The organism is Ensifer sp. 4252, assembly GCF_050434565.1.
Taxonomy (GTDB): domain Bacteria; phylum Pseudomonadota; class Alphaproteobacteria; order Rhizobiales; family Rhizobiaceae; genus Ensifer.
This window is the reverse complement of the sequence record NZ_JBNDIU010000047.1, coordinates 1-17,908: the sequence shown is the minus strand read 5'-3', so window position 1 is coordinate 17,908 and position 17,908 is coordinate 1. Positions and strand designations below refer to the sequence as shown.

16 protein-coding genes and 4 pseudogenes are annotated in these 17,908 nt (G+C 61.2%); 13 read left to right on the top strand and 7 right to left on the bottom strand.

The features are described from left to right. Positions 1 to 553 precede the first annotated feature (553 nt). Positions 554 to 1,452, bottom strand: a pseudogene (locus ABIE33_RS35145) (LysR family transcriptional regulator). A 165-nt stretch (positions 1,453 to 1,617) separates the two neighbouring features. On the opposite strand from ABIE33_RS35145, the gene ABIE33_RS35140 reads away from it, so the two are divergent. The 5 genes from ABIE33_RS35140 (at position 1,618) to ABIE33_RS35120 (ending at position 6,639) form a co-directional block, all read left to right on the top strand. After that, entirely contained in the window at positions 1,618 to 2,307 is a 690-nt protein-coding gene (locus tag ABIE33_RS35140; RefSeq protein ID WP_429133644.1) for a hydrolase, read from the top strand. A 288-nt stretch (positions 2,308 to 2,595) separates the two neighbouring features. Then, positions 2,596 to 3,270 carry a YoaK family protein gene (locus tag ABIE33_RS35135; protein WP_429133650.1) on the top strand — a complete coding sequence of 225 codons (675 nt, stop codon included), beginning with the start codon at positions 2,596 to 2,598 and terminating at the stop codon, positions 3,268 to 3,270. Between the two features lie 56 nt (positions 3,271 to 3,326). After that, on the top strand, positions 3,327 to 4,493 hold the full coding sequence (locus tag ABIE33_RS35130) for a low temperature requirement protein A (protein WP_429133648.1): 1,167 nt from the start codon (positions 3,327 to 3,329) through the stop codon (positions 4,491 to 4,493). Positions 4,494 to 4,525: 32 nt separating this feature from the next. Then, a complete protein-coding gene (locus ABIE33_RS35125) occupies positions 4,526 to 5,797 on the top strand; it encodes a patatin-like phospholipase family protein (protein ID WP_429133646.1) in 1,272 nt (423 codons plus the stop codon). 557 nt (positions 5,798 to 6,354) lie between these two features. Further along, positions 6,355 to 6,639: a hypothetical protein gene (locus ABIE33_RS35120; protein WP_429133651.1), complete on the top strand. Its 285-nt coding sequence runs from the start codon at positions 6,355 to 6,357 to the stop codon at positions 6,637 to 6,639. Here the strand turns inward: ABIE33_RS35120 and ABIE33_RS35115 are convergent. Further along, a pseudogene (locus tag ABIE33_RS35115) lies at positions 6,629 to 6,727 on the bottom strand (LysR family transcriptional regulator); the annotation flags it as partial. The gene ABIE33_RS35120 and the pseudogene ABIE33_RS35115 sit on opposite strands and share 11 nt — an antisense overlap. A gap of 165 nt (positions 6,728 to 6,892) precedes the next feature. Here ABIE33_RS35115 and ABIE33_RS35110 point away from each other — a divergent pair. Continuing rightward, positions 6,893 to 7,582: a hydrolase gene (locus ABIE33_RS35110; protein ID WP_429133644.1), complete on the top strand. Its 690-nt coding sequence runs from the start codon at positions 6,893 to 6,895 to the stop codon at positions 7,580 to 7,582. Positions 7,583 to 7,799: 217 nt separating this feature from the next. Continuing rightward, the gene (locus ABIE33_RS35105; protein WP_429133642.1) at positions 7,800 to 8,195 is read left to right on the top strand and encodes a DoxX family protein; all 396 of its coding nucleotides are present in this window, start codon (positions 7,800 to 7,802) and stop codon (positions 8,193 to 8,195) included. A 93-nt stretch (positions 8,196 to 8,288) separates the two neighbouring features. Here ABIE33_RS35105 and ABIE33_RS35100 read toward each other — a convergent pair. After that, positions 8,289 to 8,525, bottom strand: a pseudogene (locus ABIE33_RS35100) (GNAT family N-acetyltransferase); the annotation flags it as partial. Between the two features lie 186 nt (positions 8,526 to 8,711). Further along, positions 8,712 to 9,923 (bottom strand): MFS transporter, encoded by a 1,212-nt coding sequence (locus tag ABIE33_RS35095; RefSeq protein ID WP_429133640.1) that lies wholly within the window; start codon positions 9,921 to 9,923, stop codon positions 8,712 to 8,714. A 105-nt stretch (positions 9,924 to 10,028) separates the two neighbouring features. Here ABIE33_RS35095 and ABIE33_RS35090 point away from each other — a divergent pair, with 105 nt between their 5' ends. The 6 genes from ABIE33_RS35090 (at position 10,029) to ABIE33_RS35065 (ending at position 15,713) form a co-directional block, all read left to right on the top strand. After that, positions 10,029 to 10,928: a LysR family transcriptional regulator gene (locus ABIE33_RS35090; protein WP_429133638.1), complete on the top strand. Its 900-nt coding sequence runs from the start codon at positions 10,029 to 10,031 to the stop codon at positions 10,926 to 10,928. Positions 10,929 to 11,503: 575 nt separating this feature from the next. Then, the gene (locus ABIE33_RS35085) at positions 11,504 to 12,547 is read left to right on the top strand and encodes an MBL fold metallo-hydrolase (RefSeq protein WP_429133636.1); all 1,044 of its coding nucleotides are present in this window, start codon (positions 11,504 to 11,506) and stop codon (positions 12,545 to 12,547) included. Between the two features lie 283 nt (positions 12,548 to 12,830). Continuing rightward, positions 12,831 to 13,691 carry an MBL fold metallo-hydrolase gene (locus ABIE33_RS35080; protein WP_429133634.1) on the top strand — a complete coding sequence of 287 codons (861 nt, stop codon included), beginning with the start codon at positions 12,831 to 12,833 and terminating at the stop codon, positions 13,689 to 13,691. Between the two features lie 288 nt (positions 13,692 to 13,979). Then, positions 13,980 to 14,261 carry a metal-sensing transcriptional repressor gene (locus ABIE33_RS35075; RefSeq protein WP_429133632.1) on the top strand — a complete coding sequence of 94 codons (282 nt, stop codon included), beginning with the start codon at positions 13,980 to 13,982 and terminating at the stop codon, positions 14,259 to 14,261. 11 nt (positions 14,262 to 14,272) lie between these two features. Beyond that, complete coding sequence (locus ABIE33_RS35070) at positions 14,273 to 14,401, top strand: hypothetical protein (protein WP_429133630.1); 129 nt, start codon at positions 14,273 to 14,275, stop codon at positions 14,399 to 14,401. A 4-nt stretch (positions 14,402 to 14,405) separates the two neighbouring features. Further along, a complete protein-coding gene (locus tag ABIE33_RS35065; RefSeq protein ID WP_429133628.1) occupies positions 14,406 to 15,713 on the top strand; it encodes an MFS transporter in 1,308 nt (435 codons plus the stop codon). A gap of 109 nt (positions 15,714 to 15,822) precedes the next feature. Here the strand turns inward: ABIE33_RS35065 and repC are convergent. The 3 genes and pseudogenes from repC to ABIE33_RS35050 form a co-directional block, all read right to left on the bottom strand. Beyond that, positions 15,823 to 16,002, bottom strand: a pseudogene (gene repC, locus ABIE33_RS35060) (replication initiation protein RepC); the annotation flags it as partial. A 415-nt stretch (positions 16,003 to 16,417) separates the two neighbouring features. Further along, a complete protein-coding gene (locus ABIE33_RS35055) occupies positions 16,418 to 17,488 on the bottom strand; it encodes an alcohol dehydrogenase family protein (protein WP_429133626.1) in 1,071 nt (356 codons plus the stop codon). Between the two features lie 11 nt (positions 17,489 to 17,499). Continuing rightward, positions 17,500 to 17,908, bottom strand: a 409-nt coding sequence (locus ABIE33_RS35050; RefSeq protein WP_429133624.1) for an aminotransferase class III-fold pyridoxal phosphate-dependent enzyme, incomplete at its 5' end; no start/stop codon positions are given.

Sequence of the window (17,908 nt, the reverse complement as noted above, 5' to 3'; positions counted from 1 at the left end):
CACGGTCACGACCATGCCGGCGCCTGGACCTCGAAACTGCCGATCGCCGATCTCAAGGGTTTCTTCGGGGCGCTCGGCTGCGCCTGCTGGGCTGTTTAGTCTAACGGCAGCGGGCAGCGGAGCGCACGGCATCGTCAATTAAAAAACGCACCCAAAGGATCGAAGAATGAAACCCATAGCCGGAGCTGCCGCGATAGCGGCAGTCTCAATCTTGATCAGTTCATCGGTCGCTCTCGGCGATGATCGTGCCCTATCAATGGGCAAGGCCCGCCCCTCCTGGGCGAAGGTCGTTGTGAACCAACCGACGCCGAAGCGTGGCGCCTATTACAAGGGAATATCCCGGACCGCGTTCAGCAACTTCGAATGGCAGCGGAACCGATGAGGGGGTGGCCCTCCCTCGCGCCATCCGGCCAAGCCTCCCCGGTAGCCGCCTGTATTCATCGCGCTTCGCGGGGGCGGTGATCCGCCAAGTGACGCTGGAGCGGGCAGTCCTGGCGCCTTGCTCCGACATTTAGGAGGCCTATCCATGATGCTGTCCATGAGCCTGCGTGGTCTACCGCAGCGCTGCCATGAAAGCGGGCACATGCTGTTCAAAATGTTTCGAAAAGGTAGCGATCCGCGGCGGCAGCGCCTGATAGGGCGGATAGTAAAGGGTGAGCCACAGCTCGGGTGGCGACCAGCGAGGCAGCACGTGCACCAACCGCCCGGTGTCCAGGTGCTTGGCAACGTGAAACAACGGCAGGAGCGCAACCCCGGCTCCCTCCGCCGCCATATCCGCGAGCACGTCGCCGCTGTTGGTGCTAAAGGCGCGGCCAGCGGAGATTTCCATGTTCGAACCGCCGTCCGAGAGCTGCCACGTTTCACGCCGGCTTTCCCCATTATAGGCGAGGCAATCTTCGGCTGTCAGTTCGCAAGGATGGTCCATCGCGGCGAATCGGCTCTCCGGCGCCGCAACGAGTACGCGACGGATCACGCAGATTTTTCGCCAGATCGTGAACTTGTCGGACGGCGTGGAGGAGATCCGAATGGCGAGATCGAAGTCGTGGTCGAGAATGTTGACGAAGCCGTCCGCCAGCGAAACCTCGAAATTGATCTTCGGATAAATCTTCCGAAAACTGGACATGGTGGTGGCAGGACCGCCTTGCCAAACCAAGTCGGCGCGCTGATGCGCAGGCGCCCCTGATCCGCCTTGTGGGCGTCCATGACGTCTTTGCGGGCCGTATCGAGCGCTTGGAGCGCGGGTTGGATCTGCGCGGCGAAGACCGCGCCGTCCGTCGTGAGCGACACCTGTCGCGTCGTGCGCACGAAAAGCTGAACCCCAAGATCGTCTTCAAGAGCGGAAATGGCCCGCGTGATCGCCGCGGGCGCCAGATTGAGCTCCCGCGCCACCTGGGCAAAGTTTCGTTTTTCGGCGGCAAGTAGGAAGATGCGCAGGGCCTTGTGGTCATTCATCTCGATTATTTCTCAAAACGCAATTCAATCGAAACTTTTATTGCAATTCATCGACGCAATCAACGGCGCTACACCTCTTCTCACCAAACAAGTTTACCGCAGAAACCGGCCGAAGCCGGGGCACGCACGCCCGACAGTCCAACCAACTCAAAGAGGAGATAAACCATGTCCAGCAAACTCGAAGTCCTGACCCCGCAAAACAGCCAGCTCATCTTCATCGACCAGCAGCCGCAGATGGCCTTCGGCGTGCAGTCGATCGACCGCCAGGTGCTGAAGAACAATGTCGTCGGTCTCGCCAAGGCCGCCAAGGTCTTCGATATTCCAACGACGATCACCACCGTCGAGACCGAATCCTTCTCCGGCCACACCTATCCCGAACTGCTCGCCGTCTTCCCGGAAAACGACATCCTCGAGCGCACCTCGATGAACTCCTGGGACGATCAGAACGTGCGCGATGCGTTGGCAAAGCATGCCGCCAACGGCCGCAAGAAGGTCGTCGTTGCCGGGCTGTGGACCGAAGTCTGCAACACCACCTTCGCCCTCTCCTGCATGCATGACACCGACTACGAAATCTACATGGTCGCCGACGCCTCCGGCGGCACCTCGCTCGAAGCACACAAATACGCCATGGACCGCATGGTTCAGGTCGGGGTCGTCCCGGTCACCTGGCAGCAGGTCTTGCTCGAATGGCAGCGTGACTGGGCGCGCAAGGAAACCTACGGCGCGGTCACCTCGGTGGTGAAGGAACATTCCGGCGCCTATGGCATGGGCATCGATTACGCCGTCACCATGGTCCACAACGGCGAGGAGCGCATCCACCACGGCAAGCGCGTCGGCCCCAACCCAGCCAAGTAGGCATCACCGATCGCCTCCTTGGTCTGTCGTTGAGGCGGACCAGGGAGGTGAAGGCGCTGGCCAAAGGGTTCGTATTTCACTTTCGAGCACACGTTGGAGCACCGGGCCGGCAACAGGAAGACTTCCCATGAAACTCTATCTCGGGTCGTTGGGCGCCGGACTTTTGGTGGGCCTGATCTAAGGTCTTCTGGATGTGTGCTCGCCCCGGCTTCAGTTACCGCAGTGAACACTCGGCCTCATCAAGAAGGGGCGAAATCCGTCTCAATCATTAAGGGATAACCGCAGATAATGCTGAATATACTTCGCGGGAAAAGCAATTCACTGGTACTGGCATTCGTCTCCGGATTCGCGGACGCGCTCTTTTTCATTCATTTGGGCGGCCTTTTCGTTGGACTGGTCACCGGCAATGTCGTGCTCCTCGGGCTGGGCTTGGTCGGTCACGAAAAAGGTGGTCTGCGCGATCTTCAGATCATGACATTCCCACTCTTCATGGTGGGCGCGGGCTTGGCGGCAATCATGGTCGCCTGGATCAAGCCTCTCGAGCGCGCAACGTTCTGGACGCTCATCATTGCCGCAGCTGCATTCGCGATGTCCGCCCTTGTTGCAATATTCGATGCCGGGCCGGTATCGGCCTGTGCGCTTCTCGCCGTCACCGCGATGGGAATGTTGACGGCGATCGAGCGTCTCGACCCAAGGCTCGGGCCACCGTTTTCGCTAATGACGGGCAACATCGCCGGCCTCGCCGTCGCTGCTGCCCGTCGCCTCGTCCGCTATACCGAGAAGCCGGAAGAGTGGGGACAGTCGCTGACGTCGATCATCCTGGTGCTCGGCTTTGTGGTGGGGTGTGCTAGCGGCGCGTTTGCGCAAGTCACGGTGGGCGTTGCGGGAATGCTCTTCCCGGCTTTCATGTTGCTCCTGGTCGGCCTTTTCTATTCACCGCAAAACACGAAGAAGCCGGGCTGAACGATGGTCGCCGTCATTTTGCCGCCTCCAAACGCGATCTCGAAGGGAGGCCACCCTTGTCCGCGATAGCCGCTTTCAGCCTGGCCCCGCGCGATCGCGACGAGGTCAACCGCAGCTCGACCTCCCTCGAACTGATGTTCGATCTTGCCACCGTCGTGGCGGTGGCCGCCGCCGCCCATGGACTGGCGCAGGACATCGAAGCCGGCGAATTCGGGCCTGGCGTCGTCCGATTTGCGTGCAGCTTTTTCATGGCCTGGCTGGCCTGGGCGAACTACACATGGTTCGCCTCGGGCTATGACAACAAGTCGGCCGCCTTCCGTGTGGTGACGATGGTCATCATGTTCGGATCGCTTACTCTTGCCGGAGGGATCCGCAGCGGCCTCGGCGATGAGCCGCATTGGCTCGTCCTCATCGGTTTCAGCATCATGCGACTGGGCATGATCGCCCTGTGGCTCGGCGCGGCGAACGGGGATCGGCATGCCCGCCCGGCGGCCCTGCGCTACGCGGCCGGGATCGGCGGCATGCAGTTCTACTGGAACACCCTGATCATCACACTTTCCCCTGAAGCGCCGCTTTACTTTCCGCTCTTTGCGCTCGGCGCCGCTGGCGAGCTGGCCGTACCGCTGCTGGCCGAGCGCGGGACCGCCAGCAACTGGCATCATGGTCACATCATCGATCGCTACAACTCTTTCAATATCATTGTCCTTGGCGAATGTTTTGCCGCCATCGCCTTGATTATCTCGGGCCCGGCGACCCCAGAATTAAGGCATTTCTGGTGGGCGACCCTGTGTTCCATCATCGCGTTTTCGATGTGGGGACTATACTTTGACCGCAACGAACAACTGCTCAGCCGCAAACTTGGCACCGTTCTGACCTGGGCCTACGGACATTGTCTGCTTTTTGCAGCTGGAGCGGCGACAGCCGCCGGTTTTGCGGTGTTTCTGAGCGTCGCCCGCGACGGGGCCGTTTCGCAACGGCTTGCTGCTCTCGCCTTTTGCATACCGATCGCGACGTACCTGACCACCCTCTGGCTGGTTCGCGACCGGGCGTCCAAACATGGCTCGATGCACTGGCTTCTCTTGATCATGGCGGCGCTCGTGCTTGCAAGCAGCACGTTCGCCTCCCATGCTCTGGAATTGATCGCAATGTTGCTGGCGATCACTATAGCGATACGCCGTCGACTATATCCGGCGAGCCTGCGTGAGGGCGGCGAACGCGACTGAAATCGGTCGCAAGCAAGGGGTGGAGAAAAAGGATGGGGGATCAGAGGGCGATGTCGTTGTCAGCGGCCATTTTTGCGCGCAATCAGGGATTTCGATCCTCAATCATGCCGCTCCTTTTTGCATCCGGTCTACTGACGGCATGTGTCGCCGGGCCTGAGCGTATTTCGGTTCCGGCAGAACAGGCGTCGGCTGTGCAAATCGAGCACGTGGACCTTGCCCGCTTCTGGGGAGACGAGGTCACGCCCACTCTACGTTCGCTCATTGCGCAGCAGTACACGCAGACACACGATGCGGCTCGCTCAGGACGTCGCCCGTCCACCGCCGTCAATCATGTCGACTTTCTTGCCATTTCGGGAGGAGGCGCCGACGGCGCGTTTGCCGCCGGATACCTGACGGGCTGGAGCGAGAGGGGCAATCGACCGCAATTCGAGGTCGTGACCGGCGTCAGCACGGGCGCCTTGGCGGCCCCCTTTGCCTTCCTTGGTCCGGATCATGACCGAGAATTGCGCGAAGTTTTCACGCAGTATGGTGACCGCGATATCTATAGAAATCTCGGCCTGATCGGTGTGATGGGCCGTGGTCTCTACGATAGTGCGCCGTTGCGGCAATTGATCGGTCGCTATCTCACCGAGGAAATGGTCGAAGAAATTGCGGCGCAGTACCGCAATGGCCGCCGGCTGCTGATCCAAACCACCAATATCGATGCCCAGCGTCCTGTTGTCTGGGACCTGTCTGCGATCGCCGCCAGCGCGCGCACCGATCGTCGAGAACACATGATCGACATTCTGTTGGCGTCTGCGGCCATACCTGCGGTATTCCCACCGGTTCGGATCGATGTAAGGCTGGGTGGTCAAGCCAGGCAGGAATTGCATGTCGACGGCGGGACAGTGGCGCAGCTCTTCTTCGCCCCTCCCAATATAGAGCTCTCCGGATATGAGAGGCGCTACTTTGGTCATGCCCGCTCGCGAACACTCTATCTGATCCGCAACGGGCGATTGACGCCGCAGTACGCAACGACCGAAGAAACCGCGCTCGGGATCGCCCGCCGTTCGATCGAAACGTTGATCAAGTATCAGGCGATTTCCGATCTGATGCGCCTGCAGCTTCAGACGACGGCCGCCCGCGGTCAGCTTTATTACGCATCTATCCCGGATCAGTTCACACTGAGCCCAAAATCAGAATTTGATCGAAGCTACATGCAACAGCTTTTTGCCGCCGGTCAGGAGCAAGGGCGTCTTGGACGATGGCGCGAGAAGCCTCCGCTCACGCCAGTGCAAGCGGCGGAGCAGCGCAATCCCAGCTGACGTTCGTCAATGCCTGGCAGCCTGGATCACGGGCTGCAGCGCTCTTGGCTGCAGCCGCCGACCTCTGCTCAGCTGCCGTCGGTTCCAAAGGCGGCGATCGCCGCCAAATTGACGATGTCGGAATCCCTCGCATTGAGCGGTACGATCTGCACCGACCTGTCGAGACCGACCAGAATCTCAGGCTTGACGCCTGCCAGCCGCCAGACGGCGATCCGGATAAAAGCATATAAGTCGAGAAGACCCTGCGCGAGGCGAGGTTGCGTCTTCGCCGAACCGTTCTGGAAGGTAGAGTGCGACTGCGCGCAACGTGGAGGGGAGAGGTCGCCCGCGCAGGTTGTGGTTGCGGGCCTTCAGCGCCACGCGTCTTATCAGAGGCGCAAAGCTCGCTGTATCACTTTGGACTACTGCATGTTTTTGCCCTTAAATCGAACAGGATTTAAGGAAACATGCAGTAGCAAATCTGAGTGGTTTCGGCAAAATACCGATTTTTCATTCAAGCTGCCGGCGGGGCAACTATCTATTCCAGGTCATCGGACTATTCTTCGGAGTGAAAGATAATGACGCCCCTTCCCCCTTCTGACCCCGACGAATCGTTGCTTCTGATCGTTGACCAACAGGCCGGACTCGCATTCGGCGTAGGATCCGGGGATCGCCAGCTGCTGCTCGGCAGTACGGCGGCCCTTGCTAAGACCGCGCGCATTTTCAACCTGCCGACCGTCGTGTCGACCTCGGCGCCCAAGGCCTATAGTCGCCCCTTGATGCCGACGATCAGCAGCGTCATTCCTAAAGTGCCGGTGATCGAGCGGCGCAACGCGAATGCCCGGGAAGACCGACGGCGTTAGCAAAGCAGTCGCCAGAAAGCGCCACCTGGGCAAAGTTTCGTTTTTCGGCGGCAAGTAGGAAGATGCGCAGGGCCTTGTGGTCATTCATCTCGATTATTTCTCAAAACGCAATTCAATCGAAACTTTTATTGCAATTCATCGACGCAATCAACGGCGCTACACCTCTTCTCACCAAACAAGTTTACCGCAGAAACCGGCCGAAGCCGGGGCACGCACGCCCGACAGTCCAACCAACTCAAAGAGGAGATAAACCATGTCCAGCAAACTCGAAGTCCTGACCCCGCAAAACAGCCAGCTCATCTTCATCGACCAGCAGCCGCAGATGGCCTTCGGCGTGCAGTCGATCGACCGCCAGGTGCTGAAGAACAATGTCGTCGGTCTCGCCAAGGCCGCCAAGGTCTTCGATATTCCAACGACGATCACCACCGTCGAGACCGAATCCTTCTCCGGCCACACCTATCCCGAACTGCTCGCCGTCTTCCCGGAAAACGACATCCTCGAGCGCACCTCGATGAACTCCTGGGACGATCAGAACGTGCGCGATGCGTTGGCAAAGCATGCCGCCAACGGCCGCAAGAAGGTCGTCGTTGCCGGGCTGTGGACCGAAGTCTGCAACACCACCTTCGCCCTCTCCTGCATGCATGACACCGACTACGAAATCTACATGGTCGCCGACGCCTCCGGCGGCACCTCGCTCGAAGCACACAAATACGCCATGGACCGCATGGTTCAGGTCGGGGTCGTCCCGGTCACCTGGCAGCAGGTCTTGCTCGAATGGCAGCGTGACTGGGCGCGCAAGGAAACCTACGGCGCGGTCACCTCGGTGGTGAAGGAACATTCCGGCGCCTATGGCATGGGCATCGATTACGCCGTCACCATGGTCCACAACGGCGAGGAGCGCATCCACCACGGCAAGCGCGTCGGCCCCAACCCAGCCAAGTAAGTGCTCCTGTATGTTTCCTTAGATCGTAGTCGCTTTAAGGATAAAAACATGCGGCAATTCAAAGTGCTACCGCGCCGCGCGTCTGATAAGACGCGCGGCGCGGTAGCTCGCCCCACCATTTGAACAACAGGCGGGCTCCGAAAGGGGCCGCCTTCTTTCAACCCGGCGACGATCCCGTCTTCCCGATCTCCCCGGGTCCTTTGCAAGGGAAATAATGATGCTTCCTTCGACCAAACAGCTCGTGCCCTATCTGCTCAGCCTGTTGAGACTGGTGTCCGCCCTCGTGCTCTTCAGCTACGGAACACAGAAAATCATCGGCTTTCCAGTAGACGCCGGCGGGCCGCCGGTCGGTTCGCTGCCCTGGATAGCCGGGCTCTTCGAGCTCGTTCTTGGTTTTTCCTTGCTGGTGGGCTTCAAGATCCGGCTTTCCGCCTTCATTCTCTCCGGCCTCATGGCATTTGCCTATTTCCTGCGCCATGCGCCGCAAGGCTTCTATCCAGCCCAGAACGGCGGCACGGCGGCGATCATCTTCTGTTTCGTTTTCCTCTATCTTGCGGTCGCCGGCGGCGGTCCGCTCAGCCTCGACGCCGTGCGCGGCAAGGGCGACGCCTGACGGCAGGGTTGAGCGCTTGCCGGTCAATCGACCACGTCGCCATAGTCCGGGTGGCGGGCGTACCAGCCGGCCACGAAGGGACAACGGAACGACTTTCCGATGGCTGGCTCTCACGAGGTCGAAAACGCCCGTCAACAGCCGCGAGCCGATGCCGCGGCCGGACAATTCCTGCGGGACCTCGGTATGGATCAACACCAGGCGTCCGTCCTTCAAACGGTAGTAGACGGCGGGGACGCCGCCGTCAGCGATGAGTTCGAAGCGGCTCAGGTCCGGGCGCTCGATGACTGCATTGTTCTCGGATGGGGTGCTCGCATCAACAGACGCAGACACCAGCGTCTGGCAATTTGCCCTCTTGCCCAGCATCGAAGCGTATTGCGGCGCGACGCGGACTGAGCGGTCGCCTTTGTTGGTAAGGCCGGTAAAATCATCTCAAACCAGACTTGCCCGAATCTGCCAAAGTAGTGCGAAGGCGCGGTTGGAGGGGCCGCGCCTTTATGGTCCGATGATGGCTTTATCTTAATGGTCGGCTGTCGCCATTGGCTGGGTCGCGCGACGATCGAGAAGCCGGACGATCAGCGCGACGACGGCGAGGAACCCGCCGAGCACGCTGACCCCGAGCCAGCCAGTCGAGCTCCATACGGTGGTGGCCAGTGCGGCACCAGCCGCACCGCCGAGGAACATCGCCGTCATGAAGATCGTGTTCAGCCGACTCCTTGCTTCCTGATCGAGCGCATAGACGATGTGCTGGTTCGAAACGAGCGCGCTCTGGATGCCGAAGTCGAGAACGATCACGCCGATCACCAGGGCGGTGAGCGAAGGCCATGCCCCAAAGACGAGCCATGCGACGATCGTCAGCACGGAGCCGAGCCAGACGACGAAATGCGGGCCGCGGCGGTCGGCGATTTTGCCGGCAAGCGGGGCAGCGAAGACACCCACGGCGCCGACGATGCCGAAGAGGCCGGCGATGTCCGGGCCGAGATTGAATTGCGGCGTCTGCAGCTGGAGCGCAAGGATCGTCCAGAAGGCCGTGAACGAGCCGAAGAGAGCGGCCTGCATCAACGCTGCCGTGCGCAGAGCGCGCTCCCGACGCCACAGGTGGGCGAGCGAGCGAAGCGCCGTGCGATAGTGCATGCGCGATGCCGGGCGATGATCCGGCAAGGTCAAGGCCATCAGCACGGCGCCAGCGAGCGCCAGCGGTACTCCGATCCAGAACATTTCGCGCCAGCCCGCATGGGCCCCGACGAAACCCGACAGGGTGCGGCTGAACAGGATGCCCGAAAGCACGCCCGCCATGACGGTGCCGATGGTCGAGCCGCGTTTTTCCGGTACGGCGAGCGACGCGGCAAAGGGCACGATCTGCTGGGCGACGGTCGCGCTTGCGCCGACGATCAAGGAGGCTGCCACCAGCGACCAGGCCGTCGGCGCGATGGCCGCGACCGCCAGCGCCCCGGCAAGAATGATGAACTGGCCGATGATGAGCTTGCGGCGATGAAGGATATCGCCGAGCGGCAGCAGGAAGAACAGGCCGAGCGCATAACCGAGCTGCGTCGCCGTTGGGATATAGCCGGTGACCGGCTGGTGCCTGAACTCGTTTTCGATGATCCCGAGCATCGGCTGGTTGTAGTAGATGTTGGCGACGGCAATGCCGCTCGCCGTCGCCATTGCGAAGAGCGCGGCCTTGCCGAGCCCTTGGCTCACCGTTTTGCCGTCGGCTCTCGACGTCTCCATGATTGTCGCCTTTCTGGTTTGGAACGGATAGGGATGAGGTAGCATTTTCTCGGCGATTGATTTAGTTATGAAGATTGATCGGCCAGTGTAACGGTTCTAGATATAATGAACACGGATGACGTTCTCGTCTTTACCGCCGCCGTCGCGGGGGGAAGCCTTGCCGCTGCGGCGCGGCGCCTCGGCCTGACGCCCATGGTGGCGACGCGCCGGCTCGCCGCGCTGGAAGCCGCGCTCGGTGTCAGGCTGCTGCACCGCACGACGCGCTCGCTGTCGCTGACGCCCGAGGGCGAGACGTTCCTTCCCTTCGCCGGGGCGTTGGTAGAAAACGAGGCGGCGGCGATGGCGCGCCTTCGTTCGGAAAGCCTTGGTGCGGCCGGACTGTTGCGCGTTTCCGTGCCGATCTCCTTCGGCCTGAAATTCGTCATGCCCTTCGTGCCGTCGCTCCTGCAGGAAAACCCGGATCTGCGCATGTCCGTCGACCTGACCGACAGCCTCCCCGATCTCGTCGCCACAGGAACTGACCTGGCGATCCGCATCGCGCGGCTGCGCGACAGCAGCCTCGTCGCCCAGAAACTCGCCGCCAATCCTCGCATGCTGGTGGCGAGCCCCGACTACGTAGCCCGCCGCGGCCGGCCGCGTGTGGTCGCCGACCTTACCGGTCATGACTGCCTGGCGCTCGGCAGCGCCACCCACTGGACCTTCCAGTCGCAGGAAGGCGACCGTCATGCGCGCCTGAACGCCCGCCTCGCCTGCAGCAGCATCGCTGGCTGCTACGCTGCAAGTCTGGCGAGCGGCGGCATCGCGCTTTTGTCGAACTGGTATGTTGCCGACGACATCGCCGCCGATCGGCTGGTCCGCATCGATCTCGATGACGCCCGGCCGGAGGCGATCGGCATCTGGGCGGTCTATCCGACGCGGCAGCTGGTGCTGCCGAAGGTGCGCGTCTTCATCGCCGCACTGCACTCGGCGCTTGCTCAAGCCGGCATCCGGAGTCAGACGGAGTGATATGGGCGGGCATCGGCGATCTCCTTCGGGTCATTTCCGCCCGATGGTGGGATGCGGCCGCTTTGCGAGGTAGTGTACGGGCTTTCCTGGACCCTGGTATCGGTTCCCCTATTCTTTGGCATAGGGTTCCTGCCGCGCCCCCTCCGGCCAATCTGCCGGCCGCCCACGTGGCGCTGCGCTCCAACAACAGCAACGTGCGGGCCCAGAGCTGCACCGGCGTCGGCATTGCGGTGCTGCCCCAGCCCGGTCGGCGACCAGCAGCCGCGCCCAAAGCGCATGGACCTCGGCGAAAATCCACCGGCCCGGGATATCTGGATGGACTATCACCGCGATATCCGGCGTTCGGCAAGGCTTCGGGCGTTTGTCGATCCTGCCGTGGACCATCTCGCCGTCTGAACTCCTGCCGGCCCGCGCATGAAATGGACGATCGCTGCACAAACGCTGCAGAGGCCCGCCAGCCGGATGGCCGCCAATATGGTTGAAGCCGAATCCGGCAAAAAACAGGTCATCCATACAAGATTAAACGCCAGCGAAAGGCGAGTTTCCGAACTCCGATTTCCATGGAGAAGACGGACATGGCTTTCCTTCCCGTTCCACTGCGCCGGTGTACAGCCGCCGAATTTTGGCAACTCTTATGCGCGGCTATCTTCCTATCCGCGGCCGCCCTTCCCCTGCCGGCACGGGCGGCGGCGTTTGCCGAACACCAGGCGCCCGGCTTCTATCGCTTTTACCTGGGCTATTTCGAGATCACCGCCCTCTCCGCCGGTACCCACCCCTTCCCTATCCACGAGGTGCTCACCAAGACGCCCGCGACACCGGCAGAACCGGTCCCGCTCGATCAGGCCGCACCGGGAAAGGCGAATGCGCTGCTGGCCGAGAGCAATCTGACCGTTCCGGTTCAAGAGTCCATCAATGCGTTCCTGGTCAACACCGGAACGAAACTGATCCTGATCGACAGCGGCGCAGGGGCTCTTTACGGGGAGTGCTGCGGACAGCTCCTCAACAATCTGCGCAGTTCCGGCTACAGCCCGGAGCAGGTGGACGAGATCTACATAACCCACCTTCACGCCGACCATGTCGGCGGCATTGCCCCCGGCGGGAAGATCGCCTTTAAGAACGCCATCGTCAGGGCAAGCCGGGCCGATGCCAACTACTGGCTCGACGCAGCGAACGAGAAGAAGGCGCCTCCACTTCTGACTGGCATGTTCGAGAGCGAGCGCGCGGCGCTGACGCCCTATGTCAAGGCGGGCAAGTTCAAGCCCTTTGCCTATGGCGACACCATGAGCCCCGGCATCATGCCCATGCCGACCCCGGGCCATACCCCGGGCCACACGTCCTATCAGGTCGAAAGCGACGGCCAGAAGCTTCTGGTCTGGGGGGATGTGGTGCATGTCTTCCAGATCCAGTTTCCCGACCCTGCCGTAACGGTGGCCTATGACAGCGATGCCCGTGGCGCGCTTGCTGAACGCGTGGCGATCTTCTCCGACGCCGCGCAGAAAGGCTATCTGATCGGCGCTGCCCATATTTCCTTCCCGGGGCTCGGGCACGTCAGGGCACGGGACGGCAATTTCTACTGGGTGCCTGCAAATTACGACGGAAGTCCGAAGGCGTCCGACTAAACGCCGGCCCCCCTCGCACCTTCCAACGACGCCGCTGCCGGACGCCGGATGCATAAAGTCCAATCTACGCTTTTCGAAATCGCTGGTGACCGCGGCTTGGCAGATCGGCGCTCGACCCGATCGAGGCAGGTTGGCCGGAGCAAGCGTCTCGCCCGGTGCACAGACAGCTTCACGGCCCTCGCCGCACATTCCTTTCTCGCCTGACAAAACGGAACCTCGCCATTCCATTTTCGTCAGTTTTCAAACCCAGGCCGGCGCAAGACATCAATACAAGGAGTTACCCATGAAAAAGCACAGCGAATTCTTCACGTTTCGGCACGGCCAGTTCGCAATAACTATGCTTTCGGACGGACCGATCCTGCTCGGCGGCGAGATTTTCGCGCCGGAAGGATCGAAGGATCAACGCGAAGAGATTTTGCTGCGGCTCGACGGGGACCGCACGATCGCGCCGGCGCAGTCGAACATTCCGCTCATCGTCACTGCAAACGAACGGATTCTCGTCGACGTCGGGGCCGGAAACCGGTTCCAGCCCACCGAGGGGCAACTGGAGGAAAACCTCAACTCGGTGGGCCTGAATGCCGCCGACATAACGGCCGTCGTGCTTTCTCACGCCCATCCGGACCATATCTGGGGCATGCTCCGGAACGACGGCACGCTGCGCTTTGCCAATGCACGCTATTTCGTCGGCCGGCGGGAGTTCGAATACTGGACCGGCGAGGAATCATCGGCATTGCCCGAGGGCCTGCAGCCCTTCGTGGAGGGAGCCCGCCGCGACCTTAACGCGGTTGCCGGCAACGCGACCTTCTTCGGGGACGGCGACGAGATTCTGCCGGGCATCAAGGCGATAGCAACGCCGGGGCATACGGCCGGCCACAGCTCCTTCGTCCTCGAAGGCGACACACCGCTCGTGATTACCGCCGACGCTATCGCCAGCGAAATTGTTTCCGTCGAGCATCCCGACTGGAGCTTCGGGTTCGACATGGATGTCAATCGTGCGTGTCAGACGCGCCTGGCGCTGCTCGAGCGGGTCGCGGCCGAGCGGGCAAAGCTCGTCGGATTCCACTGGACCTATCCGGGCGTTGGGGAGATTGCACGGAATGGAAACGGCTTTGCCTTCACCCCAGCGGAAAGGACAGGGCGATGAGGCGCAGAATTCTTGGACGGCGAACAAGCCTGCTGACCTCGCTCGCCGTCGTCGGACATACAATCTGGACCAGCGCGGCCCCTGCGGGCCTCCCTCCACTCCGCACGAGGATCAATGATCATGCGTTGATCGTCAGGACGGCCTTCCCGGCAATCGTTCCACTTTGAATTTCGTTAGCCGGAACCAACGCCTGATCGGAGGTCGCCTCAGTATCCGGATTCCTCGCATTCGAATATTAAACAGGATTGGCAATTGAGTTATCCCCTCCAGGAGGATAGGAAATTAACCATGACAGAGCATGAGCACCAGCACGACACCCACCCCGACATCATCAAGCGGCTCAAGCGGGCTGAGGGACATCTGAAAAGCGTCATCGCCATGATCGAAGCCAGCCGGCCATGTTTGGACATCGCCCAGCAGCTGCAGGCGGTCGAAAAGGCGATCACCAACGCCAAACGCACCTTGATCCAGGATCACCTCGATCACTGCCTCGAAGATACAGTCGGTTCGCTTGGACGAGAACAGCGACAGACGATCGACGAGTTCAAGACGATCACGAAGTACCTCTGAGGATAATCAAAATGCCCGATTTCGTAGATCTGGACCAACAGTGGGGCGCCGACGCTTGGGCGCTCATTCCGAGCACTGCGCAGGGGCCGTCGGCTCATGCGGTAGCCGCGCCGGCTGCGACGACCCCGGGGCAGGAGTAGCGAAGTGCTGGCAGTTCTCAAGAACCGGACCTACCGCCATCTGTTTCTCGCCCAGGTCATCGCACTGCTTGGAACGGGTCTCGCGACGGTGGCGCTGGGTCTGCAGGCATACCAGCTTGCTGACGGCAACGCCGGAGCCGTCCTCGGAACGGCGCTCGCCATCAAGATGATCGCCTACGTCGTGGTGGCTCCTATCGCCACGGCCTTTACGGAACAGCTACCGCGTCGGGCGATGCTGGTCTCGCTGGATGTGATCCGCGCGGCCGTGGCCCTCTGTCTTCCGTTCGTAACGGGGGTTTGGCAGGCCTATGTGCTTATCTTCGTGCTTCAGGCGGCGTCTGCCGCTTTCACCCCGACGTTTCAGGCGACAATCCCGGACGTTCTTCGGGACGAGGATGACTATACCAACGCCCTGTCCCTCTCGCGGTTGGCCTACGATCTCGAAAAGGTCTGCAGTCCGCTGCTCGCAGCCGTCCTTCTCGCGGTGATGAGCTACCACGACCTTTACCTTGGGACTGTTGTCGGTTTTCTGGCGTCGGCGTCCCTGGTCGTTTCCGTCTTTCTGCCCGATCCGAAACCGTCCGAACCGCGAAGTATCTTTGAGCGAACGACGCGCGGCATCCGGCTGTTCCTCACCGTGCCGCGTCTTAGAGGTCTTCTCGCCCTCAATCTCGCGGTCGCTGCCGGCGGCTCGATGGTGCTCGTGAACACAGTGGTCCTGGTGCAAGGGACCTATGGTCTGGGAGAACGGTTCACTGCGATCGCGTTGGCTGCCTTCGGCCTCGGCTCCATGATCGCCGCTCTTTCCCTGCCGCGTCTGCTGAAAACCGTGCAGGACCGACCCGTAATGCTCGCAGGAACCGCCCTTCTGGTGGTCGCACTTCTCACCGGCCTATTGGTGACGTCCTATTGGGGAATGGTCGCTCTTTGGGCAGTCATTGGGGTCGGTTACTCACTCGTCCTGACGCCGTCCGGTCGCATCCTGCGCCGTTCTGCAGCGCCGGAAGATCGTCCCGCGCTGTTTGCGGCGCAGTTCGCACTTTCACACGGGTGCTGGCTAATCACCTATCCGCTGGCTGGCTGGATGGGAGCCACCATCAGCTTGTCGGCGACATACGGTTTCCTCGCTGCTCTTACAGCGGTCGGAGCGGTTGCGGCGGCACGGTTCTGGCCCTCGGTGGAACAAAACGACAGTCATGTCCATATGGACCTTGAAGCGTCACACCCGCATGTCGCCGGGGCGACATCGGTCGCGACAGGCGGATATCGACACAGCCATGCTTCGGTCAAGGACAGGCTTCACCAGCACTGACCGAATTTGGTCGCCCTTCTCGTACTGATCCAATTCCTGATTACACGTTGGATTTGCACTCCAATCGCCGTTCTTGCCGGCAGGCAACCTTTGAAATCGCGCCCGACCTTCACGATCCCTTTTGCAAACTACGAGCCTGCCTGCGCAACAGCGTCATTAGCACAGGTCCGAGGGAGAACGCGCCGCGCCTGGTTCTCGCGGTCAGTTTGCGAAGGTAACCGCCTGCCGAGTTAATGTGTTCTGCCCGCTGCAGGATGCAGGTCATAACTGCCGCCGAATTGTGCGGCCCCTCGCCTCTGAGGTTCTTGGAAATGCGATTCTCAGACTGCTAAACGATGAGAGAGGCTTCCACTGAATACTGTCGGGGGCTTTTTCTTCTGCGCGTTCAGTCTGCCTCTTTATCGTTCGCCGACAGGAACTCGGCGTAAAGCTAGATTGTCTGCGAGGTGATCGTTCGCCGGGGGTACGGCGGGGCGCTCGGTCGACGTCACTATGGTTGACCCCGGTCCGTTTGTCGGTGACTTTTCGGTGGAAAGGGCAAGCTCACAGACGAAGCCGATATCGTTCAGCCCTTTATCGCGGCTGACTGATTTGCACATATGGCATCAAAGCCGGACTGCCACCAATGCAGGGAGCGTCCGGTTCCTCGGGACCCGCGCTGAATGGCAAGTCAGACTGCTTTTGGCAACCAGAAAACCAGTGGCTCAATCCGGAACGACGACCAGATTGCCGACAAAAGACTTGGCCATGAAATCCGTCTGGGCGCGATGAAACGCACGCAGCGGATAGACGCCTGCGACCAGCGGCCGGATTCTGTTTTCCTCGATATAGCGAACCACGCGCCTGAAATCGGCCCGGCTGCCCTGGCTTGATCCGTGCAGTTCAAGCTGCTTCAGATACATCGTGCGCAAATCGAGCTGAACGACGGGGCCGCCGATCGCGCCGGCGGTGGTGTAGCGACCCTCCGGTTTCAGCACCTTCAGAAGATCGTTGAACATCGGGCCGGCAACGAGATCGGCTACGACATCGATCGGTTTTCCCTGTGATGCTCTGGTGATTGCGTCTACGAGATCGCCTTTGTCGCGCGTGACCACGGCACTGGCGCCGATATCGAGAAGGACCTGCTCTTTACCCGCGCTGGTAATGGCAATCGGCACCGCGCCGCGAACCCGCGCCAACTGGATAACGGCGGAACCGACACCGCCCGAGGCGCCAGTCACCAGCACGGTCTCGCCGGCGACCAGCCGTGCCCGTTCCAACATGCGTTCTGCCGTCAGGTAGGCGCAACAGAACGTCGCTAGTTCGACATCCGTCAGATCGGTCACGACGGCATGGGCATTTTCCGCTGGAAGCGCCATATATTGAGCATAGCCGCCGTCGCGGCCATGGCCCATGTAATCGATGTCGGCAAGGCTGTCGTCGTCGCGGTTGTAGATCGAAAAATCCACCATCACCCGTTCGCCGATGCGCGCCGGATCGATACTCGATCCGACGGCGACGATGCGACCAACTGCATCGGCGCCCTGGATGCGTGGGAAAGTGAGGGTATTGCCCTGGCGGCGCCAGGTTGAAACCGCCGCCGCGTCGTCCTCCGTGCCATAGGCGCCCTGACGCACCCAGACATCGGTGTTGTTCATTCCGCAGGCCGTCACCCTTATCAGAACCTCGTCGGAGGTCGGTTCCGGCACGGGAACAGTGTCGTTGTAGACAAGCTTGTCGAGCCCACCATGACCGACGAGTTGCACCGCGCTCATCGTTGTGGGTATCGAGGTCATGGCAGTCTCCCTCAGCGTCCGAGCACGTGTTCGATCGCAGCCGCCGCTGCTTTCACGACGATATCTGTTTCGTCCCTCGTCAGGCATAGGGGCGGGGCGAAGCCGAGGATATCGCCTTGCGGCATGGCACGGCCGATGACGCCATGCTCGGCCAGCGCGGCGGAAACCTGCGGGCCGATCTTTTGGCTCGGTTCGAAGAACCGGCGATCGTCTCTGTCGGCGACGAACTCCACGGCTGCCATAAGACCATCGCCACGAACCTCCCCCACATGCCGGTGGCCGCCGACTGCTTCGGCGAGTTTTTCGCGGAAATAGGCGCCGGTGGTACCGGCGTTTTCGATGAGACCGAGTTCGTCGATCAGCTCGAGATTGGCGATTCCGGCGGCAGCGCAGATCGGATGGGCGGAATAGGTCCAGCCG